Annotated in this window: 7 protein-coding genes; 3 read left to right on the forward strand and 4 right to left on the reverse strand. The window is 70.0% G+C overall.

What is annotated here, in order from left to right:
- Window positions 1–53 precede the first annotated feature (53 nt).
- The 4 genes from ABZ646_RS38000 to ABZ646_RS38015 all read right to left on the reverse strand — a co-directional run bounded on the left by ABZ646_RS38000 (window position 54) and on the right by ABZ646_RS38015 (window position 4,311).
- Window positions 54–1,772 (reverse strand): ABC transporter substrate-binding protein, encoded by a 1,719-nt coding sequence (locus ABZ646_RS38000; protein ID WP_360529694.1) that lies wholly within the window; start codon window positions 1,770–1,772, stop codon window positions 54–56.
- A 166-nt stretch (window positions 1,773–1,938) separates the two neighbouring features.
- A complete protein-coding gene (locus ABZ646_RS38005; RefSeq protein ID WP_338059060.1) occupies window positions 1,939–2,031 on the reverse strand; it encodes an Ms4533A family Cys-rich leader peptide in 93 nt (30 codons plus the stop codon).
- A gap of 56 nt (window positions 2,032–2,087) precedes the next feature.
- The gene (locus ABZ646_RS38010) at window positions 2,088–3,251 is read right to left on the reverse strand and encodes a DUF3152 domain-containing protein (RefSeq protein WP_360529703.1); all 1,164 of its coding nucleotides are present in this window, start codon (window positions 3,249–3,251) and stop codon (window positions 2,088–2,090) included.
- A 67-nt stretch (window positions 3,252–3,318) separates the two neighbouring features.
- Window positions 3,319–4,311 carry an alpha/beta hydrolase gene (locus ABZ646_RS38015; protein ID WP_360529697.1) on the reverse strand — a complete coding sequence of 331 codons (993 nt, stop codon included), beginning with the start codon at window positions 4,309–4,311 and terminating at the stop codon, window positions 3,319–3,321.
- A 221-nt stretch (window positions 4,312–4,532) separates the two neighbouring features.
- On the opposite strand from ABZ646_RS38015, the gene ABZ646_RS38020 reads away from it, so the two are divergent.
- The 3 genes from ABZ646_RS38020 to ABZ646_RS38030 all read left to right on the forward strand — a co-directional run bounded on the left by ABZ646_RS38020 (window position 4,533) and on the right by ABZ646_RS38030 (window position 5,979).
- The gene (locus ABZ646_RS38020) at window positions 4,533–4,757 is read left to right on the forward strand and encodes a hypothetical protein (protein WP_360529700.1); all 225 of its coding nucleotides are present in this window, start codon (window positions 4,533–4,535) and stop codon (window positions 4,755–4,757) included.
- Window positions 4,758–4,936: 179 nt separating this feature from the next.
- A complete protein-coding gene (locus ABZ646_RS38025; RefSeq protein ID WP_358984265.1) occupies window positions 4,937–5,581 on the forward strand; it encodes a TetR/AcrR family transcriptional regulator in 645 nt (214 codons plus the stop codon).
- Between the two features lie 170 nt (window positions 5,582–5,751).
- Entirely contained in the window at window positions 5,752–5,979 is a 228-nt protein-coding gene (locus tag ABZ646_RS38030) for a DUF3107 domain-containing protein (RefSeq protein WP_207921709.1), read from the forward strand.
- The last annotated feature ends 59 nt before the right edge of the window (window positions 5,980–6,038 follow it).

Here is a 6,038-nt window from a genome sequence, read left to right on the forward strand (position 1 = left end):
ATCGGCATCGAGCCTCGGGGGCCTGGGGGGCGACAAGTGCCTCGCTCACGTCGCTACTTCACCGCGACCTGGGAGATGTCCAGGACACCGGTCCAGTCGCTGATCACGACGTTCCTGATGTCCTTGCCGACCAGCCGCTTGTAGACGGGGTGGAACAGCGGGACGGTCAGTGCCTGTGCGCCGATCTTCTTGTCCAGCGCGCCCCACCGCTCGGCGGCGGCGTCAAGATCGGTCAACTTGTTGATCGCGTCGATCTCGGCATTGACCGATGCGTCGTTGAGCAGACCGGAGTTGAAGTTCGCGCCGTCCTTGACGATCTGCCGGCCGTCGAAGATCGGGGCGAGGAAGGGACCGCCGGAGGGCCAGTCGGCACCCCACGCGGAGAGGAAGAAGCCCGGCTCGGTCTTCACGCTGTGGACGGTGTCCGAGTAGTTGTTGTCCTCCAGGCCCTGGAGCTTGACGGTGATGCCTGCCTTCTTGAGGGCGTCCTGGACGGCGGTCGCGATCTCGGGGCTGGTCTTGAAGTTCTGGGCGTTGTCGTGGGTCAGCGTGACCGTGAGCCCGTTCGGGTAGCCCGCCTCCTTCAGCAGCTCCTTGGCCTTGGCCGCGTTGCCGGTGGCACCGGCCGGGAAGAGGTCGTACGGCGTGTAGCCGAAGGACTTCTGGTTCGGCAGGAAGGTGGTCGCGGGTTCGGCGAGCGCGCTGCCGCCCGCGGCGTTGACCACGGAGGACCGGTCGACGGCGTAGGAGATCGCCTGTCGCACCTTGACGTTGTCGAACGGCTTGACCGTCGGGTTGAACGCGATGTAGTTCGTGTAGCCGAAGTGGCCGGTGCCGACCCGCGCGGCCAGTTCCTTGTCGCCGGTCACCTTGGCGAGTTCGGCCGGGCCGAGGTTGGTGTCCGTGGTGACGGCCGCCGCGTCCGCGCCCTGGGACGCCGACAGCCGCTGGTTGATCACGGAGGAGTCGAGCCCGGAGCGGACGTCGATCCTGTCCGGGTAGGCCTTGCGCTGGTCGTCGGCGGACGCCGACCAGTAGGTGTTCCGCTCCAGCACCAGGTGCTCGCCGTCGTTGTCGTTCTCGACGACCTTGTACGGCCCTGAGGAGACCGGGTGCTCCTCGTACTTCGTGCCGGTGTCCTTGGCCTTCGGGACAGGCGCGAACTGCGTCTGCGTGGCCAGGTAGGGGAACTCGCCCTCGGGCTTGTCCAGGTGGAAGACGATCGTGCGGCTGTCCGGCGTCTCGATCGCCGACAGCCCCTTCCTGTCCTTGTACGGCCCCTGGTAGTCGGCCGCGCCGACCAGCCAGTCCCGCAGATAGGGCGCGCCGCCGGAGAGCTCGGGGGCGAAGGAGCGCTCGATGCCGTACTTGATGTCGGCGGACGTGATCGCCGTGCCGTCCTCGTACTTGAGGCCCGCCTTCAGGGTGTACGTCCACACGGTCGCGTTCTTGCTGGGACGGCCGGTGTCGGTGGCCAGGTCCGGGACGACCTTGGTGCCGGCGGCGCCGTTCGCGCGGTTGCGGGTGGTGAGCGTGCGGAACACCAGGGAGGGCACGTTGCCGCCGCCGGAGGTGTACAGGCGGGCCGGGTCGAAGTCCGACTGGGGGTCGGAGTTCAGCACGGTCAGCGTGCCGCCCTTGTGCGGCGTGGAGTCGCCACCGGAGCCCTTGGCATCGTTGTCCTTCGGCCCGCAGGCGGCGGCACCCGCTGCCACGACCAGGCTGACGGTTGCCACGGCCACACGGCGCGCTCTGACGGACGGTTGACGCATCGGAATGACGACCTCTCGGAAGGCATGTCTCGATAGATGAGACAGATTGACGAGGAGTGAGACGAAAGTGAACAGACGTCTGCCCGGGCGTCAGGTCGCCGAAAGAGCCGTGACCGAGGTCACGGCGGCACAGGAGAATCGCGACACGAACGCCGGAGGGCGAGGGTCAGCGACAGTGGATGTCGGCCACGCAGAGCGCGGTCACGCCGATGAGCGCCAGCTCGATGGCGGCGCGCGAAGAGGCGTGGGGGGACGACATGCCCAAAAATATGAATGAACTTTCTGCGCATGTCAATGTGATGTATGCGCCACCTGTCAACTCCTGGGATAGGGCCAGGGGTTGGGGAGACAGTGGATTCCGCCGTGGTCGAGGAACTTGGTCTGCTGCTGCATGACCGGTGCCGGCTCGCCGTCCTTGTCGCACGTCACGTGGCCGTAGCCGAGCCGGTGGCCGACCTCGTGGTTGATCAGCATCTGCCGGTAGGCGTGGATCTTGTCGCCGTACGTCCTGCTGCCCTGTGCCCACCTGTACGCGTTGATCATCACGCGTTGGGTGGACGCCGAGTCGCAGGACACGTTGTCCTCGGTCGTGTCGAGGCCCGACTTGGCACACCACTTGGCGGTGGTGCCGGGGCTGGCCAGCGTGATCACGAAATCGGGCCTGCCGGAGGAGACGCGCTCGAAGGTACGGGCACTGTCGTGGGCCCAGCTGCGGTCGTCGTTGAGCGTCTTCTGCACGGCGTCGGCGAACAGTTCCCCGTCCAGGCCCAGCCCCTGCTCCACGTCGACGCGGTAGGTGTACTTCCGGCCCTTGCCGGGCGCCTTCGCGCTGCCGGGCACCGTGGTGAACTTCCCGGAGCCGGCCAGCTCGGCGCTGAGCGGGTACTTGGTGTCCATCGCCTGCGCGTACGACAGGGTGGCGAGGCTCGGCGAGGCCGAGGCGGACGGGGTGATCCTGCCGTCGCCGCGCGAGGCGGCTCCGTCGGTGGCCCGCGCGTCGGCGCCCGACCCGGCCCGTACGCCGCCGTCACGGCCGTCGGCGACCTGTCCGGCGACGATCACCGCGAGCACGGTGGTGACGGCGGCGGCCGCGATGCCGGTGAAGGCCCGGCCCTTGCCGCCCTTGGGCTGCGCGGGTTCCCCGGTGGGCGGCGCATGGTCCTCGTCGCCGTACGGCTCGGCGGCGAGCGGGGAGGTACGCGGGGACGTTCTCGGGCCGGGGACCGGCAAATACGTTTCCGCACGCCGGGGCGCGATGCCGGGGCGGGGCGTGAAGACGTCGGCGTCCTCGTCGAAGGCGTCGACGTAGTCCTGCCGGGGCCCGCCGGGGGACCCCCGCCGCTGCCGCGGTATCGACACCCCGCCCGGACGGCCGGCCCCCGCCTCCCGCTGCCGTGGGTGCCCGCCACTGACCAGGGGCACACCGTCTGCCGGTGTGCCGTCAGCCGGTGCGCCGTCGGGAAGACGCCCCGCGCCCACGCCGGCTGTGCCCGCGGCGTCGTCCTTGGGTGCCGGGCCGTGGCGGCTGTGGCGTCCCACCCGTCCCTCAGCCCCTCTGTCCCGAAGCGGCGGTGCCGCCGCCAGGCCTCTCGGCATCCGCCAGGAGTTCGCGGAACGCCCCGGCCACCGCCCCCGGGTACTCCATCATCGCCACGTGCCCGGCGTCCGGCATGGACAGCAGGCGGGAGTTGCGGAAGCTGCGCACGGCCCGCTGGGCCATGCGGTAGCCGACGAGCTGGTCGCGGGCGCCGTAGATCAGCAGCGTCGGGGCGAGGACGCGCTCGGCCTGCCGCCACAGCCCGTGCTGGCCGCCCAGGGTGTACGCGTTGACGATCCCGCGCGCGGACCGCGCCATCGCGTCCCAGAAGTACGGCAGCCGCAGCCGCCGCTCCAGCTCCTCCACCGCGTACTCGAACGCCTCGGGCGTCACCCGGCCCGGGTCGCCGTAACAGAGCGACAGGACGCCCCGTACCCGCTGTTCGGCGGTCCACCTGCCGGTCGTACGGGTGAGGAGCCCGGCGACACCGGGCAGGCCGATCAGGATCGTCGGCACGGCGGTGCGCTGCACCCGCAGTTCGGGCAGCGCCGGCGAGACCAGGGTGAGCGTGCGGACGAGGTCGGGGCGTACGGCGGCGACACGGGTGGAGACCGCGCCGCCGAGCGAGTTGCCGAAGAGGTGGACCGGGCCGCGGCCGGCCGCGTCGAGATAACGGATGACCGCGCGCGCGTGCCCGGTGACGGAGTAGTCGCCGTCGTCCGGCGGCGGCGAGTTGCCGAAGCCCGGCAGGTCGACCGCCTCGCCGTCCACGACGCCTTCGAGCCGCTCCATCAGCTCCGACCAGTTCTGCGAGGAACCGCCGAGTCCGTGGACGTACAGCGCGGGCGGCAGGCCTTCGCGCGCGGGTGGCCGGGAACGGATCGAGAGGGTGACGCCGGGCAGACCCACCGACCGCAGCCGCTCGCCCTCGGCGACTCTGACGGCTTTTGCCTTCGGGAGCACGCTGGTGGGCGGCACGGACGGCAGCTCGGTCGACGACATGCGCCAATGTTACGAGACGATCACACAGTGATTCGTGTGTTCGCCGTCACAGAGCCGACGGGCGTGCCTGGGCGACGGCCCGGGTGAGCGGCACTGATCACGCACGGCGAACGGTCCGGGTGACATAGCGTCCGCATCCGCTGTCTCCTACGCTCGTAAACAGGGCACCCGTTTGTGGCCCCCTGCTGAGCCAGGGACGTTCGAAGGAAGGGAGCCCCACCATGGCCTATGACCCGATCGACCCGGACGCGCTCGACGATCTGGAGGCGGAGAACGCCCCCGAGATCGACGTCGAGGCACCGGAGGGCGACGCGGCCGAGCAGCACACGGACCTCGCACCGTCCCACGACGATCCGCTCACCGAAGTGGACCCGGACCGCGCGAACGAGGCCGATCTGGTCGAGCAGGCACGCGTGGTCTCCCACGACGAGGACGACTACCGCTGACGTAACCGGTCTCCGGAGGGCCCACCTGCTCCGTCCGTATTTCCCGGTGCATTTCCCGGTGCGGCTTTCGCCGCCGTCCGGTACGTGAAATTCTGCGCTCGCACCGCGCACATCACGGTTACCGAAAAGTACGATGGCCGGGCGGCGCGATCCGCATGTGGACGATTTTGGGAGGCGGCGTGACAGCCATCGAGCAGACAGAGGCGGCACGCCCGCGGGGCACTCGCCTGCCGCGCCGTGCCCGACGGAACCAGCTCCTGGGCGCCGCCCAGGAGGTTTTCGTCGCACAGGGGTACCACGCGGCCGCGATGGACGACATCGCCGAACGCGCCGGTGTCAGCAAGCCGGTTCTCTACCAGCACTTCCCGGGCAAGCTCGACCTGTACCTGGCGCTGCTGGACCAGCACTGCGACGCCCTGATCCAGGCGGTACGCGGCGCGCTCGCATCGACGACCGACAACAAGCAGCGCGTCCGCGCGACCATGGACGCCTATTTCGCGTACGTCGAGGACGACGGCGGCGCCTTCCGGCTGGTCTTCGAGTCCGACCTGACGAACGAGCCCGCGGTACGCGAGCGCGTCGACAAGGTGACGACCGAGTGCGCCGAGGCGATCTGCGACGTCATCGCCGAGGACACCGGCCTCTCGCGCGCGGAGTCGATGCTGCTGGCCTCCGGCCTCGGCGGTCTCGCCCAGGTGGTGGCCCGCTCCTGGCTGCACAGCGACCGCAGCGTCCCGCGCGACCAGGCGGTACAGCTGCTGGCCTCGCTGGCCTGGCGGGGCATCGCCGGCTTCCCGCTGCACGGCATCGATTCCCACCACTGACAGGACAGGGCAGGACCGGCGGGCGCGGGAGGCCGCGCACGCCGCATTCCCGTTCGCTGTTCGCTCCTGGCGTGCACGCCAGGAACGTGTACGTCCCCTCACCGGGCTAATGTGTGCAGCGTACGGCGCGTAAGGTCGCGCACTTCACTGACCGTCGGAGGGACATAGCCGTGGAGGTCAAGATCGGCGTGCAGCACGCGCCTCGCGAGATCGTTCTGGAGAGCGGTCTGAACGCCGAAGAGGTCGAACGCCTCGTCGCCGACGCGCTGTCGGGCAAGTCGCAGGTGCTGTCCCTGGAGGACGAGCGCGGCCGCAAGGTCCTGGTCCCGACGGACCGCCTGGCGTACGTCGAGCTCGGCGAGCCGACCGTGCGCAAGGTCGGCTTCAGCGCGCTCTAGCCACAGCAGGACGCAGGGGCCCGGCGGACGGCAGACGCCAGTCGAAGTGGAACCAGAAC

Origin of the sequence: Streptomyces sp. NPDC007162 (assembly GCF_040634175.1) — a bacterium.
In the GTDB taxonomy this organism is placed as follows: domain Bacteria; phylum Actinomycetota; class Actinomycetes; order Streptomycetales; family Streptomycetaceae; genus Streptomyces.

Bases quoted from the DNA above. Each gene is read 5' to 3' on its own strand.
- ABZ646_RS38000 (WP_360529694.1), bottom strand. From the start codon at position 1,772: ATGCGTCAACCGTCCGTCAGAGCGCGCCGTGTGGCCGTGGCAACCGTC.
- ABZ646_RS38005 (WP_338059060.1), bottom strand. From the start codon at position 2,031: ATGTCGTCCCCCCACGCCTCTTCGCGCGCCGCCATCGAGCTGGCGCTC.
- ABZ646_RS38015 (WP_360529697.1), bottom strand. From the start codon at position 4,311: ATGTCGTCGACCGAGCTGCCGTCCGTGCCGCCCACCAGCGTGCTCCCG.
- ABZ646_RS38020 (WP_360529700.1), top strand. From the start codon at position 4,533: ATGGCCTATGACCCGATCGACCCGGACGCGCTCGACGATCTGGAGGCG.